Origin of the sequence: Pseudomonas sp. O39, from assembly GCF_045447295.1 — a bacterium.
GTDB lineage: Bacteria > Pseudomonadota > Gammaproteobacteria > Pseudomonadales > Pseudomonadaceae > Aquipseudomonas > Aquipseudomonas antarctica_A.
Genome location: NZ_JBJGXV010000005.1, coordinates 114,778 through 132,148, shown reverse-complemented (window position 1 = coordinate 132,148; position 17,371 = coordinate 114,778). Strand labels below are relative to the sequence as shown.

18 protein-coding genes and 1 pseudogene are annotated in these 17,371 nt (G+C 61.2%); 8 read left to right on the top strand and 11 right to left on the bottom strand.

What is annotated here, in order from left to right:
• Positions 1-223: 223 nt before the first annotated feature.
• Positions 224-1,126, top strand: a complete 903-nt coding sequence (locus ACI77D_RS09610) for a LysR family transcriptional regulator (RefSeq protein ID WP_064451328.1) — start codon at positions 224-226, stop codon at positions 1,124-1,126.
• Here the strand turns inward: ACI77D_RS09610 and ACI77D_RS09605 are convergent.
• Positions 1,118-1,876: a substrate-binding domain-containing protein gene (locus ACI77D_RS09605; RefSeq protein WP_407016475.1), complete on the bottom strand. Its 759-nt coding sequence runs from the start codon at positions 1,874-1,876 to the stop codon at positions 1,118-1,120. The genes ACI77D_RS09610 and ACI77D_RS09605 overlap by 9 nt on opposite strands.
• Positions 1,876-3,180: an MFS transporter gene (locus ACI77D_RS09600; RefSeq protein ID WP_407016474.1), complete on the bottom strand. Its 1,305-nt coding sequence runs from the start codon at positions 3,178-3,180 to the stop codon at positions 1,876-1,878. The genes ACI77D_RS09605 and ACI77D_RS09600 overlap by 1 nt, the downstream gene beginning before the upstream one ends.
• Before the next feature lie 197 nt (positions 3,181-3,377).
• On the opposite strand from ACI77D_RS09600, the gene ACI77D_RS09595 reads away from it, so the two are divergent.
• Positions 3,378-3,524 (top strand): hypothetical protein, encoded by a 147-nt coding sequence (locus tag ACI77D_RS09595; protein ID WP_167353680.1) that lies wholly within the window; start codon positions 3,378-3,380, stop codon positions 3,522-3,524.
• 64 nt (positions 3,525-3,588) lie between these two features.
• On the opposite strand, the gene ACI77D_RS09590 is transcribed toward ACI77D_RS09595, so the two are convergent.
• Positions 3,589-3,981, bottom strand: a complete 393-nt coding sequence (locus ACI77D_RS09590; protein ID WP_407016473.1) for a VOC family protein — start codon at positions 3,979-3,981, stop codon at positions 3,589-3,591.
• Positions 3,982-4,036: 55 nt separating this feature from the next.
• Positions 4,037-4,213 carry a hypothetical protein gene (locus ACI77D_RS09585; protein ID WP_167353681.1) on the bottom strand — a complete coding sequence of 59 codons (177 nt, stop codon included), beginning with the start codon at positions 4,211-4,213 and terminating at the stop codon, positions 4,037-4,039.
• Between the two features lie 129 nt (positions 4,214-4,342).
• On the opposite strand from ACI77D_RS09585, the gene ACI77D_RS09580 reads away from it, so the two are divergent.
• From ACI77D_RS09580 to ACI77D_RS09570, 3 genes and pseudogenes are all read left to right on the top strand, one after another.
• Entirely contained in the window at positions 4,343-5,278 is a 936-nt protein-coding gene (locus ACI77D_RS09580) for a LysR substrate-binding domain-containing protein (RefSeq protein ID WP_064451333.1), read from the top strand.
• 26 nt (positions 5,279-5,304) lie between these two features.
• Positions 5,305-6,492, top strand: coding sequence for a low temperature requirement protein A (locus ACI77D_RS09575; protein ID WP_064451334.1), 1,188 nt, complete (start codon positions 5,305-5,307; stop codon positions 6,490-6,492).
• 70 nt (positions 6,493-6,562) lie between these two features.
• Positions 6,563-6,924, top strand: a pseudogene (locus ACI77D_RS09570) (5-carboxymethyl-2-hydroxymuconate Delta-isomerase).
• Between the two features lie 3 nt (positions 6,925-6,927).
• Here the strand turns inward: ACI77D_RS09570 and ACI77D_RS09565 are convergent.
• The 4 genes from ACI77D_RS09565 to ACI77D_RS09550 all read right to left on the bottom strand — a co-directional run bounded on the left by ACI77D_RS09565 (position 6,928) and on the right by ACI77D_RS09550 (position 12,466).
• On the bottom strand, positions 6,928-7,863 hold the full coding sequence (locus ACI77D_RS09565) for a LysR family transcriptional regulator (RefSeq protein ID WP_407016472.1): 936 nt from the start codon (positions 7,861-7,863) through the stop codon (positions 6,928-6,930).
• Positions 7,864-8,000: 137 nt separating this feature from the next.
• The gene (locus ACI77D_RS09560; RefSeq protein ID WP_407016471.1) at positions 8,001-9,188 is read right to left on the bottom strand and encodes a cyanate transporter; all 1,188 of its coding nucleotides are present in this window, start codon (positions 9,186-9,188) and stop codon (positions 8,001-8,003) included.
• 213 nt (positions 9,189-9,401) lie between these two features.
• Complete coding sequence (locus tag ACI77D_RS09555; RefSeq protein WP_221294204.1) at positions 9,402-10,844, bottom strand: aldehyde dehydrogenase family protein; 1,443 nt, start codon at positions 10,842-10,844, stop codon at positions 9,402-9,404.
• Positions 10,841-12,466: a 5-guanidino-2-oxopentanoate decarboxylase gene (locus tag ACI77D_RS09550; protein ID WP_407016470.1), complete on the bottom strand. Its 1,626-nt coding sequence runs from the start codon at positions 12,464-12,466 to the stop codon at positions 10,841-10,843. The genes ACI77D_RS09555 and ACI77D_RS09550 overlap by 4 nt, the downstream gene beginning before the upstream one ends.
• Before the next feature lie 110 nt (positions 12,467-12,576).
• On the opposite strand from ACI77D_RS09550, the gene ACI77D_RS09545 reads away from it, so the two are divergent.
• Positions 12,577-13,455 carry a LysR substrate-binding domain-containing protein gene (locus tag ACI77D_RS09545; protein ID WP_221294206.1) on the top strand — a complete coding sequence of 293 codons (879 nt, stop codon included), beginning with the start codon at positions 12,577-12,579 and terminating at the stop codon, positions 13,453-13,455.
• A 115-nt stretch (positions 13,456-13,570) separates the two neighbouring features.
• Here ACI77D_RS09545 and ACI77D_RS09540 read toward each other — a convergent pair whose 3' ends face one another.
• Complete coding sequence (locus ACI77D_RS09540) at positions 13,571-14,185, bottom strand: NAD(P)-dependent oxidoreductase (RefSeq protein WP_407016469.1); 615 nt, start codon at positions 14,183-14,185, stop codon at positions 13,571-13,573.
• Positions 14,186-14,219: 34 nt separating this feature from the next.
• On the bottom strand, positions 14,220-15,086 hold the full coding sequence (locus ACI77D_RS09535) for an MBL fold metallo-hydrolase (protein ID WP_407016468.1): 867 nt from the start codon (positions 15,084-15,086) through the stop codon (positions 14,220-14,222).
• A 108-nt stretch (positions 15,087-15,194) separates the two neighbouring features.
• On the opposite strand from ACI77D_RS09535, the gene ACI77D_RS09530 reads away from it, so the two are divergent.
• Positions 15,195-16,100, top strand: coding sequence for a LysR family transcriptional regulator (locus ACI77D_RS09530; protein WP_259762902.1), 906 nt, complete (start codon positions 15,195-15,197; stop codon positions 16,098-16,100).
• 98 nt (positions 16,101-16,198) lie between these two features.
• Positions 16,199-16,375 carry a hypothetical protein gene (locus tag ACI77D_RS09525; protein ID WP_167353682.1) on the top strand — a complete coding sequence of 59 codons (177 nt, stop codon included), beginning with the start codon at positions 16,199-16,201 and terminating at the stop codon, positions 16,373-16,375.
• Here ACI77D_RS09525 and ACI77D_RS09520 read toward each other — a convergent pair.
• Complete coding sequence (locus tag ACI77D_RS09520; RefSeq protein WP_064451344.1) at positions 16,368-17,243, bottom strand: helix-turn-helix domain-containing protein; 876 nt, start codon at positions 17,241-17,243, stop codon at positions 16,368-16,370. The genes ACI77D_RS09525 and ACI77D_RS09520 overlap by 8 nt on opposite strands.
• Between the last annotated feature and the right edge of the window lie 128 nt (positions 17,244-17,371).

The following is a 17,371-nucleotide window of genomic DNA, read 5'->3' as shown; positions in this document are numbered from 1 at the left end:
GTTCTGGCAGGTTTCCATGAGCGTCTTTCTCTCCCTGAGTAGGTCAGGTCGAAAGTATTGACGCTTTTTGCCGACTGTGTGGCGCCGGCGGGCGAATCACCCACTGATATGTATGACTTCATATTTGTAGCAGGGTTATTAATACAAACCGGCCCCGTCACGCATGGCGCCCCATCCCCGCCCATACGATAATGCCCCTCAAATCGACCACACTGGCCTTCCCGTGAACATCAACTTCGACCTCAACGACCTCCAAGCCTTCCGCGCCGTGGTGGACAAGGGCAGTTTTCGGGGTGCCGCCGAGGCCATCCGTATCTCGCAACCGGCTCTCAGCCGGCGTATCGAAAAGCTTGAGTCCGCCCTCGATGTAAAGTTGTTCGAGCGCACCACGCGGCGGGTCAGCCTGACCATGGTCGGGCGAGCGTTCCTGCCCCAGGTGGAGCGCATACTCGACGACCTCGATACCGCCTTGATGGGCATCAGTAACGTGGCGTCCACGCGCATGGGTAACGTCACCATCGCCTGTGTGCCGTCCACCGCTTACTACTTCATGCCCCACGTAATCTCCGAATTCCACAAGCTGTACCCGAAGATTCGCCTGCGGGTGCTGGATGCCAGTGCCGGTGAGGTGTGCAACGCGGTGGAAAGTGGCGAGGCGGATTTCGGCGTGAGTTTCAGTGGCAGCCTGGCCGACGAGGTGGAGTTCGAGCTGCTGTTTCAGGAGCGCTATGTGCTGGCCTGTCGCCGTGGTCATCCGTTGGCCGAGCGCGCGAGCGTGACCTGGGCCGAAGCGTATGAGCACGACTACATCACCGTGGACAAAACCTCAGGCAACCGCTTCCTGCTGGACCAGGCCTTGCGTGGCGTGCGCGTGAAAAAACCGAGTATTTGCGAGACCCACCACGTGACCACAATGATCGGGCTGGTGGAGGCGGGGTTGGGGGTGGCGATGGTGCCGTCGATTGCGATGCCGGCGGGCACCCATCCCATCCTGGTGAGTGTGCCGCTGGTCGAGCCGCAGGTGATGCGCCATGTGGGCCTGATAAAACGCCGCGGGCGGACATTGCCGCCAGCGGCGCTGGAGTTGGAGCGGTTGGTACGGGAGATGCCGTTTCGGTCAGCGTGATACCGAGTCCAGGCCGGTGGATTGCACCACCGGTTGCGCTTCGGGCGAGGCCAGGTAATGCAGCAACGCCTTGGCCTGGGCCGGGTGCTCGGCGTTAACCGGAATGCCCGCGGCAAAGCGCGTCACCGACTGCATGTCTTCCGGGATCTTGCCGACGTAGGTCACGCCCGGCACCGGCAACAATTCCGCAACCTGCTGCAAGCCCACCTCGTAATCACCCTTGGCGACCTGTTCGGCAACCGGGAGGCGTTCGATCATCGTGCCTTTGGCCGGTATGCCGAGCTTCTTGAACAGCTCCTTCTCGACATACACACCGCTGGCGCTGTCCGAGTACGCCACGGACTTGGCCTTGCTCAGCACTGCTTTCAACTCGGCATCGGTGCCGATTGCAGGCTTGGCCGCGCCTTCCTTCACCACCATGCCGATGCGCGAGTCCGCCAGTTCGACGCGGGACGCAGGGTCGACCTTGCCCTGTTTGATCAAGTCATCCAGGGCATAACCGACCATGATCACCACGTCGGCATGTTCGCCACGGGCCAGGCGGTTGGGAATCGCTTCCGGCGCCTTGCCCATCGACGGGCCGAGGATAGTGTCGAGGGTGTCACCGCTTTGCTGGGCGTATTGCGGGCCCAGCAATTTATACGCGGCGGTGAAACCACCGGAGGTCATCACCTTGAGCTCTTCGGCCTGTGCCGTCAGCGCCAGGGCGCCGAGGGCCAGGGCCGCCAGGGTTTTGAACCACGGCTTCATCACGCAGCCCCCTGCATCACCTGCCCACGGGTATTGGCGCGACGATACAGCGCGAGGGTCGAACACAAGGCGCAAAACGCGGCAAACATCATCCAGTAGGCCGGCGAAGCCTTGTCTTCGGTGATGTGAATGAACCAGGTGGAGATCGCCGGGGTGAACCCACCGAAGATCGCCGTCGCCAGGCTATAGGCCAGGGAGAAGCCCGCCACGCGCACTTCCACCGGCATGATTTCGGTCAGGGCCGGAATCATTGCGCCGTTGTACATGCCGTACAGGAACGAGAACCACAGCAGGGTTTCCAGCATATGCGCGAAGCTTGGCGCGTTCACCACGAACGACAGCGCCGGGTACGCGGTGATAACGGTCAGGGCGGTCATCGCCACCAGCACCGGCTTGCGGCCGAAGCGGTCGCTCAAGGTGCCGCCGATCGGCAGCCAGACAAAGTTCGACACGGCTACCAGCAACGTCACCAGCAGTGCATCGGAGGTGCTCAGTTGCAGCACGGTCTTGCCGAAGGTCGGCGCATACACGGTAATCAGGTAGAACGCGGTGGTGGTCATGGCCACCATCAGCATGCCGCCGATGACCATGGTCCAGTTTTTCACCAGGGTCGCCAGCACTTCGCGCATGGTCGGGCGATGCTTGCGATTGGCGAACTCTTCGGTTTCCTGCAGGTTACGGCGCAGCACGAAGATGAACGGGATGATCACGCAGCCGATGGCGAACGGAATGCGCCAGCCCCAATCGGCCACCACGGCTGGTTGCATCCAGACGTTCAGGCCATAGCCCAAGGCGGCCGCGACCACGATGGAGATCTGTTGGCTGCCCGACTGCCAGCTGGTGTAGAAGCCTTTGCGCCCGGGTGTGGCCATTTCGGAGAGGTAAACCGAGACACCCCCCAGTTCTGCACCGGCAGAGAAGCCTTGCAGCAAGCGGCCCAGCAACACCAGCAACGGTGCCCACAGACCGATGGTTTGATAACCCGGCACCAGCACGATCAGCAAGGTCCCGCTGGCCATGATCGACAGCGTCACGATCAACCCTTTGCGGCGACCCACGTCGTCGATATAGGCACCCAAAATGATCGCGCCCAGTGGACGCATCAGGAAGCCTGCACCAAAGACGGCGAAGGTCATCATTAATGACGCAAACTCATTGGCGGCGGGGAAGAACGCGGCAGCGATATAGGTGGCGTAGAAGCCGAACAGAAAGAAGTCGAACTGTTCGAGGAAGTTGCCCGAAGTAACGCGGAATACCGCACCAACTTTCGAGCGGGCAGAGTCGGGCCGGGAAGGGCTAGTCATGGTTTTGTGTCTCCAGCGTTCTTTTTAAAGTGCTTGTTTCGCTTAAGACCGCGGATAGTGGCTGACACATTTAGAAATGATAAGTGAGTAATTTGGATGTATTGATGCGTCAAGGCTATCAATCGTCCGTCGCGTCAAAAATCCACACCCTGTTCTATGCTTAAGGTGTGACCAATTCTTACGGATGGGAGGTGGCAATGGCTAACGAACAGAAGCGTCAGGATGAGTCGGCGCGCGAGCAACCCGAGCGACGGCATGAGGAAGAAAAGCCGCAGACCTGGAAGCATCCAGATGACGGGCATGAGCTTTCCGAGCGGGATCAGGAGCGCCCGCTGAAACCCTGAATATCCAGGCAATGATGATCAAACGGTGGGAGCTGGCAAGCCAGCTCCCACTTTAATTGCTTATTCAGCCTTGAATCGGCGTACACAACTCCACCAACGTGCCATCCGGGCAACGCACATACGACACCACTTGCCCCCAAGGCTTGGTGCTGGGCGGCGACAGCTCCTTTGCGCCATGCATGAGCGCCTTGGCATGGGCGACGAACACATCTTCGGTCACGAACCCAACCTCCATTCCCAAAGGCTTTTTAGAGGCATGCGCCGCTATGTGCCCGCCCTCGAAATTCAGTACGCCCAATTCATGGGCGGCAAACGAGAGGGTGGTGTCGCCGGTTTCCAATTCGCCATAGGTGCCCGATTCATGCAGGAAACGGCGACTGAAACCGAAGGTCTTTTCGAAGAATGCCAGTGATGCGGCCACGTCCGGCACATAGATGATGGTGTAGGCGAATTTCATGGTTAAGCAGTCCTTGCTCAGAGAGTCAGCGTGTTTAAAGGCAGGCATCGGTTTATCAAGCCAGGGCGGAAACAGGGAAGCCCAGCGCCAGTACCCAATAGGCCACCACTGCCGCCAGGCACAGGCCGATAAACACCCGCAGCAAGGTCCTCGCGGTGGGGTGTGCGAGAAACCTGACAACCCAGAGGCAGTACCCGGCCACGACGATGGCCAAGGCGAGAATGACCAGCACGAGTGTGTTCCTGTGACCTTCAAACGCTGATTTATAGCGCCAAAGCCACCCGATGAACAGTGTGCACATAGACGCAGCCCCCTGGCCTTTCTAAACTGCGGCTTGTCTTGGGGAAAGGGGCGGGCGCCGATGAATCGCAATGAATTACGCAAGGCCGACATCAACCTGATGGTGGTCTTCGAAGCACTGATGCTCGAGCGCAATGTGACGCGTGTGGCGGAGAAGCTGTTTCTCGGCCAGCCCACCATCAGCTCGGCCCTCAACCGTTTGCGCACCTTGTTCAATGACCCGCTGTTTATTCGCGTCGGCCACCGCATGGAGCCCACTGCCCGTGCCGAAGAGATCATCCAGCACCTGTCGCCGGCCCTCGATTCCCTGTCGTCGGCCTTGAGCCTGACCCACGATTTTGACCCCACCCAGAGCACCATGACCTTCCGCATCGGGCTGTCCGATGACGTTGAGTTCGGCCTGCTGCCGCCCTTGCTGCGGGCCTTGCGCCAGGAGGCGCCGCTGGTGGTATTTGTGGTGCAGCACGTGGATTACTGGCGTATCCCCGACCTGCTGGCTTCGGGCGATATCACCGTTGGCATCACCCAGACACGCGGCCTGCCGGCAAATGCCAAGCGTAAACTGTTGCGGCATATCCGCCCCTGCCTGTTGCGGGCCGACGCCTCGGACAAACCGCTGACCCTCGACGAATATTGCGCCCGCCCGCATGTACTGGTGTCCCACACCGCCAACGTGTCCGGGTTTGCCGATGAATGGCTGGCGGAGATTGGTCGCAAGCGTCATGTGGTGTTGTCCGTGCCGCAGTACAGCGCACTGCCGGCGTTGCTCGCCGGCACCGACATGATCGCCAGCCTGCCGGACTACACGGCCCAGGCCATGGCGGCCGGCGGGCACCTGTTTTGCGAGCCATTTCCATTCGAAACCCCGACCCTGGACTTGTCCATGGTTTGGCTCAGCCATGTCGACACCGACCCGGCGGAACGTTGGATGCGTTCAAGGCTGGAGGCATTTATGAGCGAGCGGGACATGCTGCCGGTGCTGGCGCCAAAATCTTGAGATAAGCCCTTCAGGGAGAGCCACCGATGATCCTATCCCGTTCCTTGCTGCGCGGACGCGGCAGCCATGACAGCGGCAAGGTGGGCATGGTCGAGCTGTTTTTCGACCTGGTGTTCGTGTTTGCCGTGACCCAACTGTCCCATTCGCTGCTGGCCCATCTGACCCTCGGCGGCGCGGTGCAGGTGGCGTTGATGATGGTCGCGGTCTGGTGGGTGTGGATCTTCACCTCATGGGTCACCAACTGGCTCGACCCGGAGAAAATCCCGATTCGCATCGGCCTGTTCGGGTTGATGGTGGCCGGTCTGCTGTTGTCCTCGTCGATTCCCAAGGCATTTACCGACCGCGGTTTGCTGTTTGCCGGTGCCTACGTCTTTATGCAAGTAGGCCGCACGCTGTTCGCGTTGTGGGCCGTGCGCGGCGAGTCACTCAACATGACCCGCAATTTCCAGCGGATCCTGGCGTGGATGCTCTGTTCCGCGGTGTTCTGGGTCACTGGCGCGCTGTTCGACGGTGAGCAGCGCCTGGCGTTCTGGGCGCTGGCGCTGTTGATTGAGCTGGTCTCGCCGTCGGTGTATTTCTGGGTGCCGGGGCTCGGGTGTTCGACACTGGCGGACTGGAATGTGGAAGGCAACCACATGGCCGAACGTTGCGGCCTGTTTGTGATCATCGCCCTGGGCGAATCATTGCTGGTGACCGGCGCCACCTTCGCGGAGTTGCCCTGGAGCATGGAAGGCCTGGGCGCATTTCTGGTGGCCGTGGTGGGCAGCATTGCCCTGTGGTGGATCTATTTTGACAGCGGCGCCGAGCGCGCCCATCACCGTATCGCCAGCTCTGCCGACCCGGGTCGCCAGGCACGAATTGCCTACACCTACCTGCACGTATTGATCGTCGCCGGGATCATTGTCAGTGCAGTGGCTGATGAGCTGGTGCTGGTGCATCCGGGGCATGCCAGCCAGGCGGGTGTCATGGCGATCATCGCCGGCCCCGGGGTGTTTCTGTTGGGCAGTGCGCTGTTCAAGTGGGTGATGAGTGACCGGCCGTTGCCGCCGTTTTCTCACCTGGGCGGGTTGCTGATGTTGCTGGTGCTGTTGCTGCTGGGGTTATCGCAGGTGTTTTCGGCCTTGGCACTGGGGGCGCTGACCACCGCTGTATTGGTGATCGTAGCGTTTTGGGAAAACCGTTCGTTGCGCAGCGTGACCGAAGTTTCACATTGAAAGCGCTCCGAATCAGTTCGGCTGCGTGCTATACGTATGACTCTTTTCCTACAACCATTCGGAGCTTTTCATGCCGCACCTGCACCTGGAATACACCGCCAACCTCACAGGCCTTGCCGTCGAGAAGACGCTTCTGCGGCTCAACAACGTGCTGATGGCATCCGGGCAGTTCGGTTCCGAGTTCGATATCAAAAGCCGCGCCGTGAAGGTCGAGAGTTTCCAGGTCGGCACTTCCCTCGGCCCGCGCGTTTTATCGCGGTGAAGCTGTCGCTGCTCAGCGGGCGGTCACCGCAGGTCAAGCAGCAGCTGTCGCAAAGCCTGTTGGCGGCATTGCAGGACCTGGGTGATTGGCCGGCGGATGTGCAGGTTCAACTCAGTGTCCAACTGGTGGACATGGATCGCGATTCCTACAGCAAGGTAGCGATCGGCTAAGGGTTACAGCAGCCCCTGGTCCGCACACACCTTCACCACCTGCTCGCGAAACCATGTGTTGGCGCGGTCCTGCTCACTGGTTTCGTTCCACTGCATGTCCAGTGTGAACCCCGGTAAACCGTTGGGCGCTTCGCAATGGCCGAACACCGTGGCCGGGGCCAGCAGCTTTTGTACGCGGCGCGGCAGGGTAACGATGAAGTCAGTGCCGGTGATCATCTTCAAGGCCGCGCTGTAGCTGTTGGCCCGGGCGATGACCTGGCGCTTGTGCGCCTGGCGTGTAAGCCAGCCGTCAATCATGTTGGTGTCGGATGTCCACGGCGTGGGGAACACGTGGCGCCGCTCGACGAACGATTGCAGGCTGAACGTCGGCTCGCGCGGTGCCGAGCGTTTATCGAACACGCACACCAGGTCGTCTTCCAGCAGCATCTGGGTCTTGAAGTCTTTGTGGGCGCGGTGAAAGTGCGGGCCGAAGCAAATCACCAGATCGAGGCGGCCTTCACGCAGGTCGTCGGCGGGGATCTCGGTTTCCAGCTTTTGCACATTGACGATCACCGGCAGGTCGGCCTGGTCGAAGTTCTTCAACAGGCGCGGCAGGATCAACTGCTCGAAGTATTCCGGGGCGCACACATTGAAGGTCACGGCCTTCTGCGTCGGGTCGAAGGCCTGGCCACCGGAATGGCACAGGTTGATGCTTTCCAGGATCTTCTGCACATGCTCGTACATGGTGGTGGCTTTGTACGTAGGGCGCATGCCCGCCCGCGTGTTGATAAACAGCTCATCTTCAAAACTGGTGCGCAGTTTCTTCAGGCTGTAGCTCACGGTGGACTGGCTGACGAACAACGTTTCAGACACCTCGGTAACGCTGCTCTGGTCGTAGACGGCGATAAACACCATCAAGTCCTGCATATCGAGCTTTCTGAGCAAATTACTGTTTAGCATCCATTCCGTCCGGTAAGCCTTGGCACTGAGGCAGCGCGCGACAAGGGCAAAAGCTTAACGGAACGGTCGTGCCAATAGAAAGTGCTGTAGGTCGTTTCTATGTTTGGCTTGGGACAAAAAATGTTGGCAACACGACGTCAGCGGATATGTTGCGCGTAATGCTTTGGGTTGAACTGCGTGACGATCAACAGCATCACGACGATCACCGCAGTCAGCGACCACCAGGCCCATTCGAAGCTGCCCAATTGGTCGCGGATCATCCCGGCGATAAGGGGTGACAGGCCAGCGATCAGATAGCCGATGCCTTGCACAAACGCGGTCAGGCCGCCGGCGCGGCGAGGGTTGTCGAGGTGGTCGAGGGACAGGATCAGGCTCATCGGAAACAGGCCGCCAATGCCCAGGCCCAGCAGGCATGGCCACAACAGGCTCACGTGCTGCGGGCTCAGGATCAGGCCGCAGAACCCCACGATGATCAGCACCAGCAGCACCGCCACCACACCGCGTTTTTCCTGGCGGCGGTTGGCGATGGCCGGGGTAATCAGCCCGGACACCACTTCCATCGCGGTCAAGAACCCCAGCAGCAAACCGGCGTTCTGTTCGCTCCAGCCTTGCTCCACGTAATACGGCGCCAGCCATGCCAGTACACAGGTGTAGGACGCGGTACCAAGACCAAAAAAGACCGCCAGCAACCAGGCCCGGCGATTGCCCAAAAACGATTCCTGCGCACCGGCGCCGGCGTGCGTCAACGGCGGCAGCGCCGAGCGCTGGGCATACCAGAACACCAGGGCCAACAACGCCAACACGGCCCAGATCGCCAGGCCGATGCGCCAGCTGCCGGTCTGCACTTGCACGAATGGCGAGAACGAAGCTGCCAGCGCCGCGCCACCCATGATGGCGGTGACGTAGAGGCCCATGAACAGCGAAACGTTATCGCTGAACCGCGACTTGATCAGCGCCGGCATCACGGCCTGGATCATCGCAATGCCCACGCCGGCAGCGATTGCGCTGACGATCAGCTCCAGTGCCGAATCCAGAAACAGCCGTGAGAGCGTGGCGAGGCCAATGACTGCCAGCGACATCACAATGCTGCGGTGCTCGCCAAAACGCTTGGCCAGGCCCATGCCAAAGAACATCGCCAGGCCCATGGCCATGACCGGCAGCATGGTCAGCAACGCCGCGCTGCTGAAACTCAACGGCACATCCGTGCGAATCGACGACAACAGCGGGCCAATGGCGGCCATCGACGGGCGCAGGTTAAGGGCGACCAGTACAACGCTGATCATCAGCCAGACAGCGGTGGCGGGTTTTGCGTGAACGTTTTCCATGGGCGGGCCTTGAATAGACAAGGGCGAATCAGGCCACGCACAGGGAAGGGGGGCAAATCAGAAAGTCGTTGGGGCTATCTAAAAATTGCAGGTGACTGAGACACCGCCAATCGAAAGGTGGGCTTGCTCGCGAAAGCGGTGTGTCAGTCACAGGTTCATTGCCTGATACACCGCATTCGCGGGCAAGCCCGCTCCCACAGGGGACCTTCGTCGTTAGTGGGAGCGAATCACATGCTTGATCTCCTGAAACGCCGCCAGCCCCCACGGGCCCAACTCGCGGCCGATGCTGCTCTGTTTGTAACCGCCCCATGCCGTCTGCGGGAAGATTACCTGCGGCGCGTTGATCCATACCAGCCCGGCCTGCAAGGCATTGGCCACGCGGTCGGCGGTTTCGGCATCGGTGCTCACCACACTGGCCACCAGGCCGAAATCGCTGTCGTTGGCCAACGCAATGGCCTCTTCCTCGGAGGCAAAACGGCGTACACACAGCACCGGGCCGAAGATCTCTTCGTTCCACAAGGCACTGTCCAACGGCACATCGGTGAATACCGTCGGGCGAATGAAATAGCCCTTCGCCAGGCCCGCCGGGCGATCACCGCCACACAACAACCGCGCGCCATCGTGAACGCCGCGTTGAATGTGCCCCAGCACCCGCTGATACTGCGCCCGGTTAATCAACGCGCCCATTTCCACATCGTCGACAAAAGGGTCCGCCACACGAATCCCTTCAGCCCGCGCCTGCAAACGCTGCAGGAATTCATCCGCGAGGCTGTCCGCTACCAGCACGCGGCTGGTGGCGGAACAGATCTGCCCGGCGTTGAAAAAGCCGCCGCCACAGGCCAGTTCCACTGCCAGGTCGAGGTCGGCATCGGCCAATACCAGCAATGAGGATTTACCCCCCAATTCCAGGCTTACACCCTTGATGGTTTCAGCGGCACGTTGCATCACCTGCACGCCGACGGCGTTACTGCCGGTGAAGGAAATCTTCGCGACTCGACGGTCCGCTGCCAGCGGTGCACCGACTGCCAAGCCGGTGCCGCAGACCAGATTGAACACCCCGGCCGGGAACCCTGCCTCAGCAATAATCCGCGCCAGGTGCAGCTCCGCGAGCGGCGTAACTTCCGACGGCTTGAGTACCACGCAACAGCCGGCAGCCAGCGCCGGGGCGAGTTTCCAGGCGGTGGTGACCATCGGGAAATTCCACGGCACGATCAGCCCCACCACGCCGCACGGCTCTCGGCGCAGGCGCGCGCTGAAATCATCGGCGGGCAGTATCACCGGGCGGTCTTGCCCGGCGTCCATCTCTTCGGCGATGCCGGCGTAATACTCGAAGGTGGCGATCACGTCATCCACATCCATGCCCGCTTCAAACAGAGGCTTGCCGCTGTTGCTCGATTGCAGCTGCATCAAGTATTCGCGTTGCTCGCTCACGCCCCGGGCGACCTTGCGCAGCAGGGCGCCGCGCTCACGGCCGGTGCTTTTCGACCAGTCGATGAAAGCCGCACTGGCCGCGCCGACCGCTTGGGCCACGGCGCGCGCATCGCCCACGCTGACGTGGGCCAACGTCGCCTCGGTGGCCGGGTTGATCACCTCCAGCACTTCATGGCCCGCACGCCATTCCCCACCGATAAACACACCGTTCAATACTGTGCTCATACCGCTACCGCCTTCATCCAGAGCGCCTGGTCGATTTCAATCAGCGTCGGCCCCTGGCGATCGGCGGCGGCGCGCAATGCCGTGCGCAGTGGCTCGATGCCCTGGATGCTTTCGGCAGCGCAGCCCAAGGCCGTGGCCACGCCGATGAAGTCCGGGGTGTAGATGTCCACGCCGACCGGCTCGATGGAACGGTTAACCATGTATTTCTTGATCTCCTCGTAGCCCTGGTTATTCCACAGCAGCACGATCACCGGCACGCGCGCTTCCACCGCGCTGGCCAGTTCCGGCAGCGTGAACTGCAGGCCGCCGTCGCCGATCAGGCACACCACCGGCTGCCCGTCGCCGCGCCCCAACCAGGCGCCGATGGCCGCAGGCAGGGCGTAACCCAAGGTGCCGTAGCCGGTGGATGAGTTGAACCAGCGGCGTGGGTGGTCGAGGTTCAGGGTCAGGTTGCCGCTGTACACCGGTTGGGTGGAATCGCCCACCAGCACGGCATCGGGCAGTTCCTCCAGGACGGTGTTGAGGAACAGGGTTTGCGCGCGCGTGGCGGCGTCCCAGGCGGGCGTCAATTCGGCCCACAAACGGGCGACGCGCTGAGCGCCCCAGTCGCTGTGGCGAGCGGGCAATGGCGCGGTTGTCAGTTCCGCCAGCAAGGCTTCGGCGGCTATTTGTGCATCGGCCACCAGCGCGACATGCGGCGGGTAGTTGCGCACGGTCTGGTCGGGGTCGATGTCGATCCGCAGCAGTAAACCGGGAATCTCGAAACCACCGGCGAAGGTCACGTCATAGTCGGTTTCCGCCAGCTCCGTGCCGATGGCCAGCACCACATCGGCTTCGGCGACGAGGGCGCGGGTGGCGACAAGCGTTTGGGTCGAGCCGATCAGCAATGGGTGTGTGGACGCCAGCATGCCCTTGGCATTGATGGTCAGCGCCATCGGTGCGCCGAGGATTTCGACCAGGCGCATCAGTGGCGCGGCGGCATCAATGGCGCCGCCACCGGCGAGGATCAGCGGGCGTTTGGCGGCCGCGAGCAACTGGCTCATCTGCTTGACCGCCGACGGCGCCGCACCGGCGCGCGCGACGCTGACAGGCGTACTGCCGAGCAGTGCATCGGCGTTTTCGACCAGCACATCCAGTGGGATCTCGATATGCACCGGGCGCGGTCGACCGGCCTGGAACAGCGCAAACGCGCGCGCCAATACGCCAGGCAACTCCGCTGCCGACATCAAGGTATGGGAGAACGCGGCGACGCCCGCGATCATCGCGCCCTGGTTCGGCAGCTCGTGCAACTTGCCGCGTCCGCCGCCCAATTGGCTGCGCGACTGCACGCTGGAAATCACCAGCATGGGGATCGAGTCGGCATAGGCCTGGCCCATGGCGGTGGTGATGTTGGTCATGCCCGGGCCGGTGATGATGAAACACACCCCTGGCTTGCCGCTGGTGCGCGCGTAGCCGTCGGCCATAAAGCCTGCGCCCTGCTCGTGGCGCGGAGTGACGTGCCGGATGCGCGAACGCGCCAGGCCGCGGTACAGCTCCACGGTGTGCACGCCGGGGATGCCGAACACCTGGTCCACGCCGTAGCTTTCCAGGAGGTTGACCAATACTTCGCCGCAGGTGGCCATACATGTCGCTCTTGTGATGGATTCGAGGCGGTATTGGACCGGTTGGCCCGTAGCGGCAACAATCGATAAAAAGTCATACTAGCCATGTCTCCACGTCATGGCTGAGCCCGATGAAACGCCTTCCGCCGCTGCCTGCGTTGCACACCTTCTGGGTCACGGCCCAGTGCTGCAACTTCACCCGCGCCGCCGAACACCTGCACATCACCCAAGGTGCGGTGAGCCGGCAGATTGCCGGGTTGGAGCGCCATTTGGGCTACGCCTTGTTCCAGCGCCAGGCGCGGGGCTTGAGCCTGACCGAAGAAGGCCGCGAATGGTCGTTACGCGCACAGCAGGTGTTCGGCCTGATCGGCGATGCCGTGGAGCAAATCGGCCGTCGCCGCCAGACCTTGCAACTCAAGGCCTCCACCTGCGTGATGCGCTGGCTGCTGCCGCGCTTGATGCAGTGGCAAAAGGAGCGCCCGGATGTGCCGGTGGAACTCACCACCACCGTGGCCTACACCGTGGACTTTCGCCGCGAGCAATTCGACGCGGCAGTGATCTATGCGCCCATCGCCGAGCAGTCGAGCGAGGCGCGGCACTTGTTTGATGAGCAACTCACGCCGGTTTGCGCGCCTGCTTTGCTCGATGGTTTGCACACAGCGGCGGATTTGCAGCAACAGGTGCTGCTGCACCCCACACGCGATGAGCGCGATTGGGCGTTGTGGTTGAAGGCAGCCAATACGCGCTTGAGCAACCTGGCCCAGGGGCATCATTTCGAGACATTGGATTTGGCAATGACGGTGGCCTCCCAAGGGTCCGGGGTGGCGATTGGCGACAGTGCGTTGATTGGCGAGGATGTGAAGGCCGGGCGGTTGGCGACGCCGTTTGAACTGCGGGTGCCGACGGGGATGGGCTATTACCTGGTGTATCCGCCGGGGACTGAGCCGTCGGCTGGGCTGGAAGCACTGATGGATTGGTTGGTGAGCCAGGCACAACAGTCTTGGCACTGAAGATCCAAATGTGAGAGCGGGCTTGCGCGCGAAAGCGATGTGTCAGTCAACGATGCTCTAACTGAACCAACGCCTTCGCGAGCAAGCCCGCTCCCATCGTGTTGACCGCGCTCGGTCAGTAGCCGACCGTGAAACGCTGGCGCGAGTGCTTCGGTGTTTCCACTTCGTCGATCAGCGCGATGGCGTAGTCGGCAAAGCTGATCCAGCTACGGCCGTCGCTACTCACCAGCAAATCATCCTGACCCAGGCGGAATTTCCCGGTGCGCTCGGTTTCTACGAACTCTGCCGACGGCGACAGGAAGGTCCAATCCAGCTCCTTTTCCTCACGCAGCGCTGCCAGAAATTCAGCCCCTGCGCTGGCTTCGGCCTTGTACTCTGCCGGGAAGCCCGGGCTGTCGATCACGCGGCTGCCGCCTGGCAACAGCAGCGAACCGGCACCGCCCACCACCAGCAAGCGTTTCACACCCGCTTTATTCACCGGGCCGATCACGGCGCTGGCCGGCAGGGTGGCAAAGTGCGCCGCACTGATCACCACATCGTTGCCGCTAATGGCCTGTTGTAAGGCTTGCGCATCCAGGGCATCGACTTGTTTAACGGTGACACCCGGGCGGGCGGCCAGTTTGTCGGTATTACGGGCGAGGGCGGTGACGGTATGCCCACGGCGCAACGCTTCTTCCAGCAGTTGGCTACCGGCACGGCCGGTGGCCCCAATGATTGCAATCTTGCTCATGACGTTCTCCAGTTCGTTAAAGGGTTAAAACCATTCACCACTTCATTTCGCCCTTGGCGACTTTGGCACTCAGTTCCAGTGAGCTTTCGTCGGCGAGGGTGGGGTAACGCTTTTTCATGGCCGCGATCAGGGCAGCGGAGTCCTTGGCCTTGGCGGTCTCAATGTCGAAAGCCTTGATGTAGTCGGCGGTAAAAGCCACAGACTTCAGCGATGGGTTACCCAGGTAATGGCCTGGAATCACCGTGTTCGGTTTCAGCTGTTCAATACGTTGCAGCGTAGCCAGCCAGTCTTTGTGCGACTGTGCGCTCTGGGTGTCGGCCATCCACAGGTGAATGTTCTCGGCGACCACGACACCGCCAACCACGGCCTTGATCGAAGGAATCCATACAAAGCTGCGATCCGGCTGTGGGCCGTCCAGCCCGATGACTTCCAGCTGCTGGCCTTCCAGGCTCAGGCTATGGCCTTCAAGCACCTGTGGCACGATGGTTTTAGCCGGTTTGTCGGCCCCCATTTTCGGCCCCCAGAACTCCAGCTTGCCGGCCACGGTCGCCTTGATATGGTCGACCACTGGTTGCGGTGCCAGTACCTTGGTGTCGGGGAAGGCGGCGGTCAGGGTGTCGAGGCCGAAGTAGTAGTCCGGGTCGCCATGGCTGATGTAGATGGTGGTCAGGTGCTTGCCGCTGGCGCGGATCTTTTGCACAAGCTGCTCGGCCTGGCCTTTGCCGAATTGCGCGTCCACCAGAATCGCGTCTTTCGCGCCGCTGACCAGCACAGAGCTGACGGGGAAGATGGCTGCTTCACCTGGGTTATACACGTCGAGTTTCAGCTCTGCCGCCGAAGCGTGAGCGGCGAAGGCCAGCGCGGCAGTTGTCAGGGTCAGGCGCTTGAGAGTGGATAGCATCGGGGGGCAGCTCCAGTAATCGTTAAGTGATGCACAGAGCTTAGTTGCACTAAACGCAACAAAAAATGCGATGCTGGAACATAGTTTGTTTCTAAAAGCGTGCAAATCATGGATCGTCTCCAAGCAATGCGGGTGTTTGTGACCGTGGTGGACCTGGGCAGCCAATCGGCCGCTGCCGATCATCTGGACCTGTCGCGCCCGGTGGTCTCACGTTACTTGGCCGAGCTGGAAGATTGGGTCGGCGCGCGCCTGCTGCACCGCACCACGCGCAAACTCAGCCTGACCGCCGCCGGTGGTGAAACCCTGCCGCGCTGCCGACAGTTGCTGGAACTGTGCTGCGACATGCAAGCCGCCGTCAGCGAGCCTGATGACGCGCCCCGTGGCCTGCTGCGGTTGAGCGTCAGCACCTCGTTCGGCCAGGCGCAGTTGGCCGACGCGATTGCCGAGTACGTCCAGCGCTACCCCTTGGTGACGGTCGACTTGCAGATGCTTGACCGCACTGTGAACCTGGTGGACGAGCGCATCGACCTGGCCATCCGTACCAGCAATGACCTGGACCCTAACCTCATCGCGCGGCGGCTGACCGTCTGTCGTTCAGTGGTCTGTGCAACGCCTGCGTATCTGCTGGAGCACCCGGCCCCGCAGAAAGTCGAAGACCTTGCCCGGCACAACTGCCTGACCCACTCTTACTTCGGCAAAAGCCTGTGGCATTTCGAAGAAAACGGCGAGCACGTCTCGGTGCCGATAAACGGCAATATCACGTCCAACGAGGCCAGTACCTTGTTGCGCGTAACCCTGGCCGGGGCAGGGGTTTCGATGCTTCCCAGTTACCAGGCGGGCGACTACATTCGTCGTGGCGAACTGGTACGCCTGTTGCCCGAGGCCGAGCCTCGGCAGATGAACATCTACGCGGTGTACGCCTCGCGCAAACACATGCCTTCGGCGCTGCGCAGCCTGTTGGATTTTTTGGTGCTCAGGTTCCCGGAAGAACCGACCTGGGATGTCGGGCTCTGATCCGACATAAACATCTTGAATAGCGCCCAATAATGGCAACTCGCCCTGACTGACCTATGCTTTAAACAGCACCGAGTCGATTCATTCAGAGGTGTGCCATGACTCTAAAAATCAGAAAGTACCTGATGATTTTCATCCTGTCCGCCTTGGCCACCGCGCTGTATGGCACGGCGGCCTACCGGGTTGAACAGACCCGCATGCAGCCGACCTTTGCGATCAGCTGCCATCAGGACCTGTGCGTTCCGCGCACCGGCAGTTTCAGCGCGCTCAGGTAGGCTGCTCGGCCTTCAGTTGCTCGCGAAATGCCTTGGGCGAAAACCCGACCCGGCGGCGGAACAGCCGTGAGAAGTTAGTCGGGTCGGAGAACCCCAACACCTCCGACATCTCATTGATCGTCATGCTGGTGTAGGTCAGCAGGCGCTTGGCTTCCAGGAGCTGGCGGTCATGCATGATCTGCAGCGCCGGCTGCCCGCCCAATTCCCGACACGTACCGTTCAGGTGTGAGACCGAAATGCCCAGCTTGTGGGCCAGGTCCTCGATCTTCGGGTGTTCGCGGTAGTGTTGTTCGACCAACTGGGTAAAACGCCGGAAATATTCACGGCCACGCGGTGCTCGCGGGTGGCGGCGCTGGATAGCCTGGCGGCTGATCCATACCAGCAGCACGCTCACCAGCGCGTGCATCATCATGTCGCGCGCCGGTTGCTCATCGGCGTATTCGCTCTGCAGGCGGGTGAACAGGCTGTTGAGGTAGTCGCTGTCCTTGCCGGCCGGGTAATTACCCAGCGCCTGCAAACCGTCAACCGTTGCACCCAGTTGCGCCTGCAAGTGGCTGACCAGCGGCGCCGCCAGGGTCACTACGTAACCTTCCACATCCTCGGAAAAACGAAACCCATGCACACACAGGGGCGGCAACACCTGCAAGGTCGACTCGCTCAGTGTGGTGCGCTGGCCTTCGATTTCCAGTTGTGCCTGGCCTTTGTGTACGTACAACAACTGGCACAGATCCGCGTGCCGGTGGGGCTGGATTTCCCACTGGTATTCCCGACTTCGCCGGGAGATGGTTTCGCAGTGCAACAAATCGGGTGTCGGCCATTGCTGGCTTTCCCCGTAAAGCTTGAAGACCGGAATCGCGGTTTTGGTCATGGTTTCAATCCGATACTCAGGATAGTGGTGCGGTAATCGCCCCGATTGGCAAAAAGCGCAGGCTTTGGCGCAGTTTTCACCTTCTTATGCTGCCCGCTCAAGTGAAAAATGTCAGCCACAAGACCAAT